Raw genomic sequence first — 17371 nt, 5'->3', positions numbered from 1 at the left:
CTGGTCAGGACGGGTGCTCCGCGGCGAGTCCGTGGAGCACCCGGGCCAGTCCGTACTCGAACAGCTCGTCGGGGTCCTGCGCGTCGGCGAGCCCGAGGTACCGCGTGATCCGCGGGAACCGGTCGCCGTAGGCCGCGGTGAACTTCTCCGCCACCTCGGCGCCGACCTGTTCGAACGACGAACCGTGCGCGGCGACCCGCTGGGACCACTTCATCTCGTTGACGATGAACCCGTAGATGAAGTTGTTCAGCACGTTCGCCGCCGGCGCGATCTCCTCGCGCGGCAACGGGGAATCCTCCAGCGCGCCGACGAACGCGTCGTACACGCGCATCGCCTCCGGCCCGGCGTTCAGCATCACCCCGTAGACCGAGGCGGTCCACGGGTGCGCGCGCACGGTTTTCCGCAGGCCACCGGCGATCGCGCGCAGGCGGTCCGCCCAGTCGTCGTCCTCCGGTGGCAGCCGGATCTCCCCGGAAACCGCGTCCAGCGCCAGTTCCAGCAGCGCGTCCTTGGTCGGCACGTGCCAGTAGAGCGACATCGGCGCCACGTCGAGCTGGGCGGCGAGCTTGCGCATCGACAGCGCGGGCAGGCCGTCGGCGTCGAGCATCTCCACGGCCGCGCGGACGATCTGCTCGCGCGTCAGGCCCGGTTGCCGTGCGGTGGTGGTCCGGCGCTCGGTCAGCCAGATGCTGTCGAGCAACGGCCCTTCTTCAGTCACGCATCCACCCTATCCCCGCCCTCCCGGCGCAGGAGGACCCACGCGAGCACGCCCGCCGCGACCGCGGCCGCCGCCCCGCAGAGCAGGCTCACCGAGATCCCGCTGACGAAGGCGTCCCGCACTTCGTGCACCGCCTCGGGTGTGCCCGCCGCCTGCAGCGCGAGGCCGATCGACCGCTCCACCCCGTCCGGCAGGAACGACGGCAGTTCGGCGGCGAACCGCGCCGACACCAGGCTGCCGAGGATCGCCACGCCCAGCGAGGTCCCGAGTTCCTGCAGCGTCGAGGTCAGCCCGGACGCGATTCCGGCGCGTTCACGGGGGATCGCGCCCATCAGCGCGTTCGCCGAGGTGGGCATGGCGATGCCGACCCCGGCGCCGACGAGCACCAGGCCGAGCAGCGTCGGCCCGTACCCGCTGTCGGTGGTGACGAAGCTGAGCGCGAGCAACCCGCCGCCGAGCACGGCCAACCCGGCGGCGATAGTCGCCGGAATGCCGATCCACGCGCTGATCCGCGGGCTGAACGGGGTCACCAGCAGCACGCTGACCGCCAGCGGCATCACCCGGAACCCGGCCTCCAGCGGCGAATAGCCCAGCACGAACTGCAGGTACTGGGTGAACAGGAACAGCGAGCCACCCATGGCGAAGGCGACCAGCGCGTTGCTCGCGACCGCGCCGGTGAACCGCGGGTTCCGGAACAACGTCAGGTCGAGCATCGGCTCGGCGGTCCGGCGCTCCCAGACGATGAACGCGGCACCGGCGAGCAGGCCGGCCACCAGCGGAACCAGCACCCGCGCCGAACCCCAGCCGTGCTCGGGCACCGAGATGATGCCGTAGACGACGCCCACGCTCATCACCACGGACAGCAGCACGCCCGGCAGGTCGATCCGCCGCGTCGTGGGGGTCTTCGACTCCGGGACCAGCAGCGCGATCGCGGTGATCGCGACCGCCCCGACCGGCAGGTTGAGCACGAAGACCGAGCCCCACCAGAAGTTCTCCAGCAGCCCGCCGCCGATCACCGGGCCGAGCGCGAACCCCAGCGACGCCACCGCGGACCACGCGGCGATCGCCTTGGGCCGCTCCTTCTCGTCGAAGATCTGCATCAGCACGGCGAGCGTGCTCGGCATCAGCAGCGCCGCCCCGATGCCCATGCCCCCGCGCGCGAGGATCAGCTGCAGCGGCGTCTGCGCGAACGCGGCGATCGCCGACCCGCCGGTGAACAGCACCAGCCCGATCAGCAGCGCGCGCTTGCGGCCGAAGCGATCGGCGAACGAGCCCGTGGTCAGCAGGAGGCCGGCGAGCACCAGCGAGTAGGCGTTGATCATCCACTGGATCTCGGCGGTGGTGGCGCCGAGCGAATCGGTGATGGCCGGGATGGCCACGTTGAGCACGGTGTTGTCCAGCAACACCACCAGCAACGCCAGGCAGAGCACGGAAGGATCGCCCAGCGGCGTGGGTGCGAGGCGCCCTGGCCGGCGGGCGAAAGCTGAGTCATGACCAACCCCCCCTTACGGTGTACGACTACCTTACACCGTACGAGAGTAGGCGAGCGCGAACCACCGATTTCACGGACAGCGAATTCGCGCGGACAACCCGGAGCCGGGGCAGCGCGTGGAGGGTGCGGAAGGACCGCGGACATGAAGCGGCGGCCCGCTCAACCAGCCTGGGGGTCACTGGGAGCGGGCCGCCACTGCACAGTCTAGGCACTCTCGCGTGGCTTCGCCGCACGGGGTCGGCAAGTGTCGGCGATTCGTTGTCCACCCGAAGCGACCGGAACTGGTGAATGACCCAGTGGAGTGGCCGCGACCTGGGCATTCGTGCCGGACTCCATTGGGGACGGTCGGCACCGGCCACGCGGAAAGTGACCGAGATCGCCCCGCCGCCCCGCGCGTACGGCAGGATGCCACCCACAGCTAGCCGAAGATCGGGGGCGATATGCACGACGGCAGTGGCCGGATCGTGGTGCAGAACCTGACCAAGCAGTTCGGGCCGGTGACAGCGGTGCAGAACCTGAGCTTCGCCGTGGAGCCGGGTTCGGTGACCGGGTTCCTCGGCCCGAACGGCGCGGGGAAGACCACCACGCTGCGCATGCTGCTGGGGCTGGTCAAGCCCACGGCAGGCACCGCGACCATCAACGGGCGCCCGCACGACCAGCTGGGCAACCCGGCCCGCGTGGTCGGCTCGGTGCTGGAGAACGAGGGCTTCCACCCCAAGCGCACCGCGCGCAACCACCTGCTGGTCTACGCCGCCGCGATCGGCGTGCCGGACCAGCGCGCCGACGAGGTGCTCGGCCTGGTCGGGCTCAGCTCGGCGGCACACCGGAAGGCGGGCGACTTCTCGCTCGGCATGCGCCAGCGGCTCGCGCTCGCCACCGCGTTGCTCGGCGACCCGCAGGTACTGGTGCTCGACGAACCGGCGAACGGCCTGGACCCCGAGGGCATCGCCTGGCTGCGCACCTTCCTGCGGTCCTACGCCAGTGGCGGGCGCACGGTGCTGGTGTCCAGCCACCTGCTGGCCGAGGTGGAGCAGACCATCGACCAGGTGGTGATCATCAGCCGCGGGCAGACGATGTACCACGGCCGGGTGGACCAGCTGCGTGGCTCGCAGCAGGCCAGGGTGATCGTGCTGCCGGGCGACGGCGCCAAGCTGGCGACCGCGCTCAAGGAGGCCGGTGCCCCCGACGTGCAGCCGATGCCGGACGGCTGGCTGACCGTGGCGGGCGCCACCGCGCGCCAGGTCGGTGATCTGGCGCTGCAGCAGGGCGTGCCGATCTACGGGCTGCGCGAGGAGACCGCGGACCTGGAGAAGCTGTTCTTCCAGCTGACCGCGGGCCAGTTCAGCGCCCAGCCACCGCAGCAACCCGGCTGGGGCCCGCCACCGCCCCAGCAGTACCAGCAGCAGCAACAACAACAGCAGTGGGGAGGGCAGCGCTGATGGGCAGGCTGATCAAGGCGGAGTTCCGGAAGACGCTGTCCACCAAGAGCTGGTGGGGCCTGCTGATCCCGGCGGTGCTGTTCGCCTTCGTCTTCTCGCTGGGCTGGGGCTTCACCACCAACGACTTCGCCAACTTCCTCGGCAGCTCCGACACCAGGGAAGTCACCAGCATGCTGGGCCTCAACCCCAGCGAGTGGCCGGTCGGCCTGCTGGCGATGGCGCACGGCATCAACATCGGCACGATCTTCCCGGTGATCTTCGGGGTGTTCGCGCTGGCCGGTGAGTACTCGAAGAAGACCATCTCCACCACGTTCCTGACCGCGCCGAACCGCGGGCTCGCGCTGAGCGCGAAGATGATCACCTACGTGGCCTGGGGCGTGCTGTACGGCGTGGTCGTGGTCGGCGCCGCGGCGCTCGGCACGGCGCTCACCGTGGACAGCAACCTGATGCCGAGCGCGCCGCAGTTCCTCGGCGTGCTGGGCGCGGGCATCCTCGCGACCGTGCTGGCCACCCTGTTCGGCATCGGCGTCGGCGCGGTGTGGAACAGCGTGGTCGGGAGCGTGATCACCCTGGTGATCTACCTGCTGGTGGTGGAGAACCTGCTGGTCATCGTGGCCTTCGGCTGGCTCGACGTGACCTGGCTTGGCGGGGTGCTGCCGAACGGCACGGTCAACGGCATCGTCGGCGCGATCGGCGCCGAGGCGTTCGGCGCGGCCGGGGTCACCCTGCCGGGCCTGGACGAGGAAACCCGGTGGGCACTGCAGTACGCCGCCGGCGCGCCGGGCGCGTTCTCCTGGTGGGCCTCGGCGCTGATCTTCGCCGCGTGGACCGCGATCTTCTTCGTCGGCGGCTGGCTGGTCAACCAACGCCGAGACATCACCTGAGTTTTTGGCCTCGGCTTCGGCCATTGCTATGAGTGGGGCATTACTTGCGTTGAACGCTAGTAATGCCCCATTCATAGCATTCGGACCCGGCCTCCGGGGACGTTCGGACCCCAGCCCGTAGGGGTCGTTCGGCGGCGATTGTCGGTGATCCCGCCTAGCCTGGCGAACGTGACCACTGCCCCGCCCCGGCCTCGCACCGAGGCCCCCGCCCCACCCTCCGAAGCGGACCGCCCCGGCTGGATCCGCCGGCTCGCCGCGGCCTGCTGGCGCCACCGCGCGCTGGTCGTGCTGTCGCTGTGCGCGGCCATCTTCGGCGTGGGCTTGCAGGCGGTCGGGCCGCTGGTCGTCCGGGCCGCGGTGGACGACGCGGTGGCCGGGCAGACCTCGCAGCTCGGCCTGCTGGCCGGGTTCCTGATCGGCCTGCAGGTGCTCAGCTTCGGCACCGCCTTCCTGCGCCGGTACGTCGGCGGCAGGCTCGCCCTCGACGTGCAGCACGACCTGCGCCAGGCGGTGTTCGGCGCGGTGTCGCGACTGGACGGCGGCAAGCAGGATTCCCTGCGCACCGGCCAGATCGCCTCGCGCGCGATCACCGATCTGCAGCTGGTGGTCAGCATCCTGATGCAGGTCCCGCTCTCCGCCGGTTCGGTGATCTTCGCGCTGCTCGCGCTCGGTGCGATGCTGTGGATGTCCCCCCTCCTGACGGTGATCGCCCTGGTGGTGGCGCCCGCCGTGGCGATCGTGGTGGCGCTGAGCCGGAAGCGGCTGTTCCCGGCGACGTGGTCCGCGCAACAGCGGGCGGCCGATCTGGCGCAGCACGTCGAGGAGACGGTCACCGGTGTGCGCGTGGTGAAGGGCTTCGGCCAGGAGGCCCGCGAGGTCGCGCGGCTCGAACGCACCGCGCGGAAACTCTTCGGTGAACGCCTGCGCGCCGCCCGCCTCTCCTCCTGGCCCGCCGCCACCACGGCCGCGCTGCCCGCCGCCGGTCAGGTCGCGGTGCTGGGCGTCGGCGGGGTGCTGGCGCTCAACGGCGAGGTCAGCCTCGGCACCTTCCTCGCCTTCGCCACCTACGTCGCGGCGCTGGTCGGCCCGGCCCGCATGCTGTCGAGCCTGATCGTGCAGGCGCAACTCACCCGCGCGGGCGCGGAACGGGTGTACGAGCTGATCGACGCGCAGCCGGAGGTGACCGAGAAGCCGGACGCGCGCCCGCTGCCGGACGGTCCGCTCGGCATCCGCTTCGACGACGTGCAGTTCGGCTACACGCGCACGGAACCGGTGCTCGACGGGTTGTCCTTGCACGCCCAGCCGGGCGAGACGCTCGCACTGGTTGGCACAGCGGGCTCCGGCAAGTCGACCATCTCGCTGCTGCTGCCGCGGTTCTACGACGTGCACGCCGGATCCGTCCACATCGGACAAAACGACGTGCGTGATCTCCGGCTCACCGAGCTGCGGCAGGCCATCGGCGTGGTGTTCGAAGAGGCGTTCCTGTTCTCCTCGTCGGTGCGGGACAACATCGCCTACGGCAAGCCGGACGCGAGCGACGAGGAGATCGTCGCGGCGGCGAAGGCGGCCGAGGCGCACGAGTTCATCCAGCAGCTGCCCGACGGTTACGACACCCTCGTCGGCGAACGCGGGCTGACGCTGTCCGGCGGGCAACGCCAGCGGCTGGGCCTGGCGCGCGCGCTGATCACCGACCCGCGCATCCTGCTGCTCGACGACGCGACCTCCGCGGTCGACACGGCCACCGAGGCGGCGATCCACGACACCCTGCGCGCGGTCACCGCCGGGCGCACCACGCTGCTGGTCGCGCACCGGCGGTCCACGCTGGCGCTGGCCGACCGGATCGCCGTGCTGGACGCCGGGCGCGTGGTCGACGTGGGCACGGCCGAGGAACTGGAGGCCCGCTGCCGGCTGTTCCGCGAACTGGTCGCCGGACCGGGTGAGGACGTCGAGGCGGTGCACCACTGCACGCCGCTGCAACGCGACGCCGACGGCGTCACCCCGGAACTCTGGCCGGACGACGAGCACGAGGACGAGGTCGCCCGCCTGGCCGAAGCCGCCGAGCAGCGCACGGGTACGCCGAGCCCGAGCGCGCTGAGCGGTCCACGCGGCAGCGGCTCGCTCGATCTGCCGCCGACCGAGGAACTGCTGGAGGGCGTGCGCAAACTCCCTCCTGTCCGCGACGAACCGGCCCTGCACGGCATGGACGTGACCGCGCCGGATCCGCGCTTCCGGCTGGCCGGCATGCTGCGGCCGGTGCGCTGGCTGCTGGCCGGGGTGGTCGCGCTGGTGGCGGCGGACGCGGGCGCGAGCATCGCGCTGCCCGCGCTGTACCAGCAGGGCGTCGACCGGGGCGTGATCGCCGGTTCGGTCACCGCGATCTGGGTGGTCACCGGGATCGGCGCGCTGGTGATCGCGCTGGACTTGCTGGTGATCGCCGCGCAGACCCGGCTCACCGCACGCAGCGGCGAGACCGTGCTCTACGCGCTGCGGGTCCGCAGTTACGCGCACCTGCAACGGCTCGGGCTGGACTACTACGAGCGCGAGTTGTCCGGGAAGATCATGACCCGGATGACCACCGACGTCGACGCGTTGTCCACGTTCCTGCAGACCGGCTTGGCCACCGCGGTGGTCAGCGCGCTGACCCTGGTCGGCATCTCGGTGGCGCTGCTGGTGATCGACGTCTCGCTGGCGCTGTACGCGCTCGCGGTGCTGCCGGTGCTGGTGGTCGCGACGGTGGTCTTCCGGCGCCTGGCGTCGGCGGCGTACACCGAGGCCCGCGAGCGGGTCAGCGTGGTGAACGCGGACATGCAGGAGAACGTCACCGGCATCCGGGTCGCGCAGGCGTACACGCGTGAGGAGCGCTCGGCGGAGTCCTTCGCCTCCAAGAGCGACGCGTACCGACGTTCCCGCCTGCGCGCGCAACGCTACATCGCCACGTACTTCCCTTTGGTGACCATGCTTTCCGGCATCGCCGAGGCCGTGGTGCTGGTGGCGGGCGCGAACCGGGTGGCCGAGGGCACGCTGTCGGCCGGGGTGCTGCTGGCGTTCCTGCTGTACCTGGGGCAGTTCTTCTCGCCGATCCAGCAGCTTTCGTCGGTGTTCGACGGTTACCAGCAGGCGAAGGTCGGCCTCAAGCGCATCGGCGACCTGCTGCGCACACCGAGTTCCGTTCCGGCCGCCGAGAACCCGCGCCCGGCGCCCGAGCGCCTGCGCGGCGAAGTCACCTTCGACTCCGTCGATTTCGCCTACACGGGCACGGAAACCAAGGCCCTGTCCGGAATTTCGCTGAACGTCCGCCCCGGCGAAACCATCGCACTGGTCGGTGCGACGGGCGCGGGCAAGTCCACCGCCGTCAAACTCGTCGCCCGCTTCTACGACGTGACCGAGGGCGCCGTGCGGATCGACGGCGTGGACATCCGCGAGTACGACCTGACTTCGCTGCGTTCGCGCATGGGCGTGGTCCCGCAGGAAGCGCACCTGTTCTCGGGCACCGTCGCGGACAACGTGCGCTACGGCCGTCCACAAGCGACAGACGCCGAAGTCGAAGCCGCCGTGCGCGCCGTCGGCGCCCTGGAAGGCGTCGCCGCGCTCCCGCAAGGCTTCCGCCAGCCCGTCGGCGAACGAGGCCGCTCACTGTCCGCCGGACAACGGCAACTGGTCGCCCTGGCGCGCGCGGAACTGGTGGATCCGGACATCCTGTTACTGGACGAAGCCACCGCCGCCCTGGACCCGTCCACCGAAGCCGCCGTCCTGCAAGCCACCGAACAGATCACCCACCGGCGCACCACCTTCGTCGTCGCACACCGCCTCGCCACCGCCGCCCGAGCCGACCGCATCGCCGTCCTGGACCACGGCCGCATCGTCGAACTCGACACCCACCCCAACCTCCTAGCCACCCCAGGCCCCTACGCCCACCTATGGCACCTAAGCACCTAACCCCTCCGCCCCCACCCACGCACCCGAGTCCCACGTTCACGCACCCGAACCCCACACCCACGCACCCCGAGTCCCACACTCGTGCACCAAGTCCCACGTTCGCGCACCCGAACACCACACTTGTGCAACCGAAACCCGCATTCGGGCAGCCGAAACCCGCACTCAGGAGCCCGAAATCCACATTCGAGCCCCTGAGTCCCACGTCCAAAATCCGAGTTCCACGTTCGAGCAGGTTCGGACAGCCCGCACCACGCGGCCGGACCACCGAACCTGCGCTCAGACAGCCGAAATCCACGCCCGCACACCTGACATCCACATTCAGGCAGCCGAACCCCACACTCGCGCACGCGAACCCCACGCTCAGACGGCTGAACTCCACACTCGCCCAACCGACACCCACGTTCAGGAACCCGGCGTCCGCGCTCGGGCCACTGAGTCCCACCTTCAGGAACCCGAGTTCCACACTCGCGCAACCGAGACCCGCACCCAAGCAGCCGAGATCCACATTCGGCCCGCTGAATTCCACGTTCAGACCGCCGAAGTCCACGCTCGCGCAAACGAATCCTGCACCCAGCCAGCTGAAGTCAACGTTCCAGCGCGCGAGTTCAACGCTCAGGCAGCCGGGTCCCACGCTCAGGCAGCCGAGTCCCACGTTCAGACAAGCGAGTCCCACACTCAGGCCGCCGAACTCCACGCTCGCGCAACCGAGCTCCACACTCAGGCAGCCGAGCTCCACGTTCGCACATCTGAGGCCACGTCCGGGCAACCGAGCTCCACGCTCGGGTAGCCGAGTCCCACACCCCCGACAGGCGAGTCCCACATACGGACAGCCGAGTCCCACTCAGGCAGACGAGTCCTACTCAGGCGGCCGAGTTCCGCATTCGAGGCGGACGGCGAGTCTCCAAGGCGAAGCGCACCCGCCATGCCCAGAAGCGCGCCCAGGCCCGCGCCCGGATAACGGCCCTACGAACGCTGAGCGGGCATCGCGCTCGCCAATCGTCCTGCCTCCACGAGGTACAGTCGCTGCTCCTCCGTGGCCGGCTCGATCCGGCCACCACCCCGCACCAGCATCACGATCGACGGCCGCAGGACGGCGTCCACCATCGTGCGCCGCAGTTCGTGGCCGGAGCGGAAATATTCGGCGAAAACACGTTTGGTGAACACATCGAATTGAACGATGTCCACCCGGTGAAAATCCGCCGCCGTCGCGGTGAAACCAGTGGGCACCCCGACCAGGCCCGCCATGCCCCCGGCCAGCGCCAGGTAGGTCTCCCCGACGCGCGACGCCGGGTGCCACACCGTTTCCTCACCGACTTCGAAAACGCAGCCCACAGAACTTCACCACCCAAACCCGGCGAAAAAGATGGCTCATCCTAGAGCGGTTCGTCCCCGTCGAGGTCGAAAATCGCGAGCATTTCCGCGATGTAGCCGTTCAGCAGCACGCTCATCGGCGAACCGGCGGCCGGACAGTCCGCCAGTCTCAGGCGCAACTCCTCCAGCGCCACCCGGTCACGGGGACCACCGGCCAGGAGCACGTGCAGCCGCCCGTCCTCGAAAAGTCGCAGGTAGTCGATCAGCCGCAGGTCCTCGGCGTCGACGAGCCGCCAGCCCACCAGCCGCCCCTCGGCGATCAACAGCTCACGGTCGCGGTCGAGCCGGATCCGCACCACCTCCGCGAACGTGGACCGCCGCACAGCCGAACCACCTCCGCCCTGATCCTCCCGCCCGGCGCCGACGACCGCAACGAGCCGGGGCTCACCGGGTCAGCGTGACCGACTCGGCGGCGAAGGTGCACTGGATGTCGCCGAGGTCGACCACGAACTCCGAGCCGCTGTGCCGGGTGACCCCCTCCAGCGTGCCCGCGGCGCGGACGTCGAAATCCTCGGCCTGCGAGATCCGCAACCCCGACACCGAGCCGAACCGCAGCCGGACCGGCCTGCCCGCCGATTCGATCTCGGTGTGGTCCGGGGCGTAGCGGAACTCGAACTCCACCGACTGCTCCGCGATCAGCACCCGGATGCCCACGACGTCGGCGCAGTTGTGCAGGTCGACCAGGCCGGCCGGGGTGTCGAAATCCACCTTCGGGACATCGTCCGACCACGGCGCGAGCCCGTTGAACGTCACCACCCTCGAGCTCTCAGCCTGCTTCGGCGTTCTTCAGCGCCTTGCTGGTGCCGCCCTCACGCTCCTCGTACGCGGCCGCCGAGTCGCGGACCTTGGTCGCCGTCTCGCTCAGCGATTCGACCGCCGTCTTCAGCGCGTTGACGCCCATCTCCTCGAACGGCTGCAGCAACATCGCGAACGGCTGGCAGATCACCCCGTACGCGCTGTCGTCCATGGTCACCGTGTTCGCCGCGTCCACCGCGGTCTGCATCCGCTCGGAAAAGCCGTCCACCTTACCGGCGTGCACGGTCAGTTCGTCGTTGAGTACCTCGTAGCCCTGTGGCATCGCTCACCCTCCTAGTCGCGGCGCAGGAACGACTGGTCGCTGAAGTCTTCGCCGTCCTCGTCCCCCGGCCCGCCCTTGCGCCGCGGCGTCGGCTTGGGTGTAGGTGCGGGAGGCGCCTTGGGCGCAGCGGGCGACTCCTCTTCGCTGTCGTACAGCCGTCGCTCCTGCGGCTGTCCCGTAGCGGGCGGCTCGTCCTCTTCGGGCGGCGCCGGGAAGTTGTCCACCGCGGTGGCGACCAGGTGCCGGGTGGTCGAGTCGTCGCCGACGGTCTCGGCGGTGATCTCGGCCAGCCGCTCCGGGTACTTCGATTGCGCCTTCTGCATGGCGCGGAGCACGTTGGCGGCGATCTCGTCCGGGCTCATCTTCAGCACGGCCTGGGTCATCTTGACGTCGGTGGGCAGCCCGTTGTGCCCGACGGTCACGCTCACCGCGCCCGAGGCGACCGACTCGGTGATCGAGATGCGCTCCACCTCGGCCTGCATCGCCTGGTACTTCTGCGACGTCTCCGCCGCGTTGCGCTCCCAGTCGTTCACCATGCGTTCGACGTCGGCCAAGTCAGCCACCGGACACCCCTCCCGTAGTCCCTACCCGCACAGACGGCCCCGCACCGCCCGCGGTTCCCCATCATTCCGCGCGGGTCCGGACCAGCGGCGCGACCACTGTCCCGTATCGATTCAGTGACGAATGCCAACCTCCGGCCGGCCTGCTAGGGCCACTTCCGTCACACGCACTCCGGCGAGGGGGTTAGCCTGGTAGGCGCGTAACCGGACCCGAGATCGAGTATGGATAGAGGCGAGCCCAAGCCGTGTCCAGCAGCAGCCCTGCGTCACAGTTCGGCCCCAACGAGTGGCTGGTCGAAGAGATGTACGACCAGTTCCTGGCCGACCCTTCATCGGTAGATGCCGCTTGGCATGACTTCTTCGCCGACTTCAAGCCGACCCAGGACGCGCAGTCCAAGGCCGACAACGCCCGCGCCACGGCCAAGACCGAGGCGCCGGCCAAGAACGGCCAGGCCAACCCGCCCTCGCGCCAGTCGCAGCAGAACGCGGAGTCGGCGGCACGCCAGTCCGCGCCGAAGGCGAACGAGCCGGAGAAGGCCCAGCCGAAGAAGGCCGAACCGGCGCCCGCGAAGCCGGCGCCGAAGAAGGAAGCGGCCCCGGCCGCGAAGGCCGAGAGCAAGAGCACCAACGAAGGCGAGAGCAAGCCCCTGCGGGGGGCGGCCGCCGCCATCGCCAAGAACATGGACGCCTCGCTGTCCGTGCCGACCGCGACCAGTGTGCGCGCGGTCCCGGCCAAGCTGATGGCCGACAACCGCATCGTGATCAACAACCACCTGAAGCGGACCAGGGGCGGGAAGATCTCCTTCACCCACCTCATCGGCTACGCGATGGTGCGCGCGCTGCGCGACTTCCCGAACATGAACCGGCACTACCAGCTGATCGACGGCAAGCCGTTCGCGGTGACCCCGGAGCACGTGAACTTCGGGCTGGCGATCGACATGAAGGGCAAGGAAGGCGCCCGCACGCTGGTGGTGGCCTCGGTCAAGGCGACCGAGAACATGACCTTCCTGCAGTTCTGGCAGGCCTACGAGGACATCGTCAAGAAGGCCCGCAACGGCAAGCTCACCGCCGACGACTTCGCCGGCACCACGATCTCGCTGACCAACCCGGGCGGCATCGGCACCAACCACTCGGTGCCGCGGCTGCAGGCCGGGCAGGGCTGCATCATCGGCGTCGGCGCCATGCAGTACCCGGCCTCGTTCGAGGGCACCAGCGAGAAGACCCTGGTCGACCTGGCGGTCAGCAAGATCATGACGCTGACCTCCACCTACGACCACCGGATCATCCAGGGTGCCGAGTCCGGCGAGTTCCTCAAGCGCATCCACGAGCTGCTGCTCGGCTCGGACGGCTTCTACGACGACGTGTTCACCTCGCTGCGGCTGCCCTACGAGCCGATCCGCTGGGTGGCCGACATCCCCGAGGGCGCGGTCGACAAGACCGCCAGGGTGATCGAGCTGATCGACGCCTACCGCATGCGCGGCCACCTGATGGCCGACACCGACCCGCTGAACTACCGCCAGCGCCGCCACGAGGACCTCGACGTGCTCACCCACGGTCTCACCCTGTGGGACCTGGACCGCGAGTTCCCGGTCGGCGGGTTCGCCGGCCAGGAGCGGATGAAGTTCCGCGACATCCTCGGCGTGCTGCGCAACTCCTACTGCCGCACGGTCGGCATCGAGTACACGCACATCATCGACCCCGACGAGCGCCGGTGGATCCAGGAGCGGGTGGAGATCCCGCACGAGAAGCCGGACCCCGCCGTGCAGAAGTACGTGCTGTCCAAGCTGAACGCGGCGGAGGCCTTCGAGACCTTCCTGCAGACCAAGTACGTCGGCCAGAAGCGGTTCTCGCTCGAAGGCGGCGAGACCACCATCCCGCTGCTGGACACCGTGCTGGACAAGGCCGCCGAGTACGAATTGGACGAGGTCGTCATCGGCATGCCGCACCGCGGCAGGCTGAACGTGCTGGCCAACATCGTCGGCAAGCCGATCTCGCAGATCTTCCAGGAATTCGAGGGCAACCTCGACCCCGGCCAGGCGCACGGCTCCGGTGACGTGAAGTACCACCTCGGCGCCGAGGGCAAGTACTTCCGCATGTTCGGCGACGGCGAGACCAAGGTCTCCCTGACCGCGAACCCGTCGCACCTGGAGACCGTGGACCCGGTGCTCGAGGGCATCGTCCGCGCCAAGCAGGACATCCTCGACAAGGGTGGCGAGGGCTTCACCGTGCTGCCGGTGCTGCTGCACGGCGACGCGGCCTTCGCGGGCCAGGGCGTGGTGGCCGAGACGCTGAACCTGGCGCTGCTGCGCGGGTACCGCACCGGCGGCACCGTGCACCTGATCATCAACAACCAGGTCGGCTTCACCACCGCGCCGGAGAACTCGCGGTCCTCGCAGTACGCCACCGACGTGGCGAAGATGATCGGCGCGCCGGTCTTCCACGTCAACGGCGACGACCCCGAGGCCGCGCACTGGGTGGCCAAGCTGGCCGTGGACTACCGCCAGGCGTTCAACAAGGACGTGGTGATCGACCTCATCTGCTACCGCCGCCGCGGGCACAACGAGGGCGACGACCCGTCGATGACGCAGCCGGCGATGTACGACATCATCGACACCAAGCGCAGCGTGCGGAAGACCTACACCGAGTCGCTGATCGGCCGCGGGGACATCTCCGTGGAAGAGGCCGAGGCCGCGCTGCGGGACTTCTCCAGCCAGCTGGAGCACGTCTTCAACGAGGTCCGCGAGCTGGAGAAGCACCCGGTCAAGGCGAGCCCCTCGGTCGAAGAGGAGCAGCAGGTGCCCGCGAAGGTGCCGACGGCCATCTCGAAGGACGTGGTCGAGCGCATCGGCGACGCGTTCATCGACGTGCCGGAGGGCTTCACCCCGCACCCGCGCGTCAAGCCGGTGATGGAACGCCGCCACAAGATGTCCCGCGAAGGCGGCATCGACTGGGCCTTCGGCGAGCTGCTCGCGTTCGGTTCGCTGGCGCTGGAGGGCAAGCTGGTCCGGCTGTCCGGTCAGGACTCCCGCCGCGGCACCTTCACCCAGCGGCACTCGGTGTTCATCGACCGCAAGACCGGCGAGGAGTACTCCCCGCTGCAGCACCTGGCCGAGAACCAGGGCCGCGTGATGATCTACGACTCGGCGCTGTCCGAGTACGCGGCGGTCGGCTTCGAGTACGGCTACTCGGTGGCCAACTCCGACGCGCTGGTCATGTGGGAAGCCCAGTTCGGCGACTTCGTCAACGGCGCCCAGACCATCATCGACGAGTACATCTCCTCCGGTGAGGCCAAGTGGGGCCAGCTCTCCGACGTGGTGCTGCTGCTGCCGCACGGCCACGAGGGCCAGGGACCGGACCACACCTCGGGCCGCATCGAGCGCTTCCTGCAGCTGTGCGCCGAAGGTTCGATGACCGTCTCGGTGCCGTCCACCCCGGCGAACTACTTCCACCTGCTGCGCCGCCATGCCCTCGACGGGGTGAACCGGCCGCTGGTGGTCTTCACCCCCAAGCGCCTGCTGCGCGACAAGGCGGTCAAGTCGTCGGTCGAGGACTTCACCGAGCAGTCGAAGTTCCTGTCCGTGATCGACGACGAGCACCTGGACCCGGCGAAGGTCCGGAAGGTGGTCCTGACCTCGGGCAAGATGTACTGGGAGCTGCTGGCCGAGCGGGTCAAGCAGCAGGTCGACGACGTGGCGCTGGTGCGGGTCGAGCAGTACTACCCGCTGCCGAAGAAGAAGCTGCTGGCCGCGGTCGAGCGGTACACCGCGGCGAAGTCGATCATGTGGGTGCAGGAGGAGCCGGAGAACCAGGGTGCCTGGCCGTTCTTCGGGCTGAACCTGCCGCGCAAGTTCCCGGAGACCTTCGGCGGCCTGGAGGTCGCCGCCCGGCGGCCGATGGCGGCTCCGTCGGCGGGCTCGTCCAAGGTGCACGAAGTGGAGCAGAAGGCGATCATCGCCAAGGCCTTCAGCTGAGGCTGACGTAGTTCGAATGCTATGAGTGGGGCATTACTCGCATCCATTGCAAGTAATGCCCCACTCATTGCGTTTCAGGCCCGGATCATCAGACGGTCAGGGTCCAGCTGTCCAGGTAGCCGGTGTCCGCCCGGTAGATGTCCTGCACCCGCAGCTTCCACACGCCGTTGGCCGCCTCGGCGCCCGCGTTGACGGTGTAGCTGGCGTTCACGTCGTCACCCGAATCGTTGTTCGAGTTCTTCAGCCGGTACGCGGTGCCGTCCGGCGCGAGCAGGTCGATCACCAGGTCACCGCGGTAGGAGTGCTTGATCTGCACATCGACCTTGGTGGTCGCGCTGGCGTTGCGCGCGCACTGGGCGATGGTGATCGAGCTGGTCACCGCGGCGGCCGGGGCGTCGGGGATGGTCACGTCGGTGGCGTTCGCCGTGGTGGCGCACGGGACGGGCTCGGGGTCGGGGTCCGGCGTGCCGGAACCGGTGTAGAGCAGCACGTTCGGCGAGCCGGTGCCCGGGTTGGTCACCTTGCCCTTGGTGCCGTTCGCCACCAGCGCGGCGGAAACCTGCGCCGGGGTGGCCGCGGGGTTCGCCGCCAGGTACAGCGCCGCGCCGCCGACCACGTGCGGGGTGGCCATCGAGGTGCCGCTGATGGTGTTGGTGGCGGTGTTGCCACCGATCCACGCCGAGGTGATCCCGCTGCCGGGCGCGAAGATGTCCAGGCAGTCACCGATGTTCGAGAAGCTCGACCGCGCATCGGTGTTGGTGGTGGAGCCGACGGTGATGGCTTCCTTGGTGCGCGCCGGCGAGGTGTTGCAGGCGTTGGCGCCGGTGTCGTTGCCCGCGGCGAGGCCGTAGGTGACGCCGGAGGCGACCGAGTTGCGGACGGCGTTGTCCAGGGTGGCCGAAGCGCCGCCGCCGAGGCTCATGTTGGCGACCGCGGGCTTGACCGCGTTGGCGGTCACCCAGTCCACGCCGCCGATGACGCCCGCGGTGGTGCCGGAGCCGCTGCAGTTCAGCACGCGGACGGCGACCAGCTTGGCCGCCTTGGCCACGCCGTGCGCGGTGCCGCCGACGGTGCCCGCGACGTGCGTGCCGTGGCCCTGGCAGTCGGTGGCGTCGGCGTCGTTGTCCACGAAGTCGTAGCCGTGGGTGGCGCGGCCGCCGAAGTCGTTGTGCGTGGTCAGGATGCCGGTGTCGATGATGTACGCGCTGACGTTGGCCGCGTCGGTGCTGTAGCTGTACTTCTGGTTCAGCGGGAGGTCACGCTGGTCGATCCGGTCGAGGCCCCACGAGGGCGGGTTGAGCTGGTCGGCGCTGGCGCGCACGACCTTGTTCTGCTCGACGTAGGCCACCGCGGGGTCGGCTGCCGCCCGCTTGGCCTGCGTCTCGTTCATGTTCGCGGAATAGCCGCGCACGGTCGTGAAGAGCCGGTCCAGCGAGCCGCCGTGCCGGGACAGCACGGTCTGCGCCGCGCCCTCCACCGACTGGGCCGACACGCCGTCCTTGAGCACCACGATGTAGCTGCCCGGTACCGCGTCGGCGCTGTTCGCGTCGACGACCGTGCCTTCCGCGGCGGTGGCGGCGGTGGTGCCGCCGAGCGCGGTCAGCACGGCGACTCCAGCCGCCAGGCCGAGCGCGGCCAGTGGTCTGCGCTTGTTCATGGGGGTCCTCCCAAGGGCAGGGTTCGCCGGCCCACCGCAGGGGCGACGGGCAGCCGAATCGGGGTAACCGGGGAACGGGACTGTGCGCAGCGGGTGAAAGAAGCTTCACCCTCTGTTGCACGCAAGAGAGCGTAAGTCGGAGATTCCCCCGAAGGTAGACCTTGAAATCAAGTTTCCCACGGAGTATGGGGAGACTCGAACGGCTGCCGACGAAAGTAGGGATTACCGAACGCTCGTTATGCGGTTGCCCACATCAGCGGGCTCC

12 protein-coding genes are annotated in these 17371 nt (G+C 69.4%); 4 read left to right on the top strand and 8 right to left on the bottom strand.

What is annotated here, in order from left to right; genetic code table 11:
- Window positions 1–4 precede the first annotated feature (4 nt).
- Window positions 5–718: a TetR/AcrR family transcriptional regulator gene (locus L3Q67_RS16680; RefSeq protein WP_499190368.1), complete on the bottom strand. Its 714-nt coding sequence runs from the start codon at window positions 716–718 to the stop codon at window positions 5–7.
- Window positions 715–2148: an MFS transporter gene (locus L3Q67_RS16675; protein ID WP_499190367.1), complete on the bottom strand. Its 1434-nt coding sequence runs from the start codon at window positions 2146–2148 to the stop codon at window positions 715–717. The genes L3Q67_RS16680 and L3Q67_RS16675 overlap by 4 nt, the downstream gene beginning before the upstream one ends.
- Before the next feature lie 502 nt (window positions 2149–2650).
- Between L3Q67_RS16675 and L3Q67_RS16670 the strand changes: the two genes are divergently transcribed.
- The 3 genes from L3Q67_RS16670 to L3Q67_RS16660 all read left to right on the top strand — a co-directional run bounded on the left by L3Q67_RS16670 (window position 2651) and on the right by L3Q67_RS16660 (window position 8469).
- Window positions 2651–3649 carry an ABC transporter ATP-binding protein gene (locus L3Q67_RS16670; RefSeq protein ID WP_499190366.1) on the top strand — a complete coding sequence of 333 codons (999 nt, stop codon included), beginning with the start codon at window positions 2651–2653 and terminating at the stop codon, window positions 3647–3649.
- Window positions 3649–4533: an ABC transporter permease gene (locus L3Q67_RS16665; RefSeq protein WP_499190365.1), complete on the top strand. Its 885-nt coding sequence runs from the start codon at window positions 3649–3651 to the stop codon at window positions 4531–4533. Before L3Q67_RS16670 ends, L3Q67_RS16665 begins: the two co-directional genes overlap by 1 nt.
- Before the next feature lie 168 nt (window positions 4534–4701).
- Window positions 4702–8469 carry an ABC transporter ATP-binding protein gene (locus L3Q67_RS16660; protein WP_499190364.1) on the top strand — a complete coding sequence of 1256 codons (3768 nt, stop codon included), beginning with the start codon at window positions 4702–4704 and terminating at the stop codon, window positions 8467–8469.
- A gap of 963 nt (window positions 8470–9432) precedes the next feature.
- Here the strand turns inward: L3Q67_RS16660 and L3Q67_RS16655 are convergent.
- The 5 genes from L3Q67_RS16655 to L3Q67_RS16635 form a co-directional block, all read right to left on the bottom strand.
- Entirely contained in the window at window positions 9433–9801 is a 369-nt protein-coding gene (locus L3Q67_RS16655; RefSeq protein WP_499190363.1) for a DUF6086 family protein, read from the bottom strand.
- Window positions 9802–9842: 41 nt separating this feature from the next.
- Window positions 9843–10163 carry a hypothetical protein gene (locus L3Q67_RS16650; protein ID WP_499190362.1) on the bottom strand — a complete coding sequence of 107 codons (321 nt, stop codon included), beginning with the start codon at window positions 10161–10163 and terminating at the stop codon, window positions 9843–9845.
- 61 nt (window positions 10164–10224) lie between these two features.
- Window positions 10225–10593 carry a hypothetical protein gene (locus L3Q67_RS16645; RefSeq protein ID WP_499190361.1) on the bottom strand — a complete coding sequence of 123 codons (369 nt, stop codon included), beginning with the start codon at window positions 10591–10593 and terminating at the stop codon, window positions 10225–10227.
- Between the two features lie 13 nt (window positions 10594–10606).
- Entirely contained in the window at window positions 10607–10918 is a 312-nt protein-coding gene (locus L3Q67_RS16640) for a WXG100 family type VII secretion target (RefSeq protein ID WP_499190360.1), read from the bottom strand.
- Window positions 10919–10929: 11 nt separating this feature from the next.
- Complete coding sequence (locus L3Q67_RS16635; protein ID WP_499190359.1) at window positions 10930–11481, bottom strand: YbaB/EbfC family nucleoid-associated protein; 552 nt, start codon at window positions 11479–11481, stop codon at window positions 10930–10932.
- A 242-nt stretch (window positions 11482–11723) separates the two neighbouring features.
- Between L3Q67_RS16635 and L3Q67_RS16630 the strand changes: the two genes are divergently transcribed.
- Window positions 11724–15449 (top strand): multifunctional oxoglutarate decarboxylase/oxoglutarate dehydrogenase thiamine pyrophosphate-binding subunit/dihydrolipoyllysine-residue succinyltransferase subunit, encoded by a 3726-nt coding sequence (locus tag L3Q67_RS16630; protein WP_499190358.1) that lies wholly within the window; start codon window positions 11724–11726, stop codon window positions 15447–15449.
- An 88-nt stretch (window positions 15450–15537) separates the two neighbouring features.
- Here the strand turns inward: L3Q67_RS16630 and L3Q67_RS16625 are convergent, their stop codons facing one another.
- The gene (locus L3Q67_RS16625; protein WP_499190357.1) at window positions 15538–17106 is read right to left on the bottom strand and encodes a S8 family peptidase; all 1569 of its coding nucleotides are present in this window, start codon (window positions 17104–17106) and stop codon (window positions 15538–15540) included.
- Window positions 17107–17371 lie beyond the last annotated feature (265 nt).

Origin of the sequence: Saccharothrix sp. AJ9571, assembly GCF_021725495.1 — a bacterium.
Taxonomy (GTDB): Bacteria; Actinomycetota; Actinomycetes; order Mycobacteriales; family Pseudonocardiaceae; genus Amycolatopsis; species Amycolatopsis magusensis.
The sequence above is the reverse complement of the archived record's forward strand: the minus strand, read 5'-3'. Positions and strand labels throughout refer to the sequence as shown.